The organism is Algoriphagus pacificus (genome assembly GCF_017254845.1).
Classification (GTDB): Bacteria; Bacteroidota; Bacteroidia; order Cytophagales; family Cyclobacteriaceae; genus Algoriphagus; species Algoriphagus pacificus.
Window position 1 is genome coordinate 1 of the sequence record NZ_JAFKCU010000047.1, and the last position, 246, is coordinate 246.

The following is a 246-nucleotide window of genomic DNA, read 5'->3' on the forward strand; positions in this document are numbered from 1 at the left end:
CGGATGAAAATGGCTTGAGTGATTCAGGGATCATTACAGTAAGTGTGAACGTGAATGGAGCTCCTACAGCGAGTGACGTAAGTTTCGCAGTTACCCCAGGTACTCCTTTCGTAGGCACATTGCCAATTACAGCGGGCAGCGGCGCGATTGTGGATATTACCCCTGATCTAAGCGGCGTACCAGCCGGAGTAACGGTGAGCATTGCCTTGGACGGCACGGTAAGTATTGATGTTCCAGCGGGATACA

At 51.6% G+C, this 246-nt stretch carries 1 protein-coding gene; it reads left to right on the forward strand.

The features are described from left to right. On the forward strand, positions 1-246 hold a 246-nt coding region (locus J0A69_RS22525; RefSeq protein ID WP_206588865.1), incomplete at both ends, for a hypothetical protein.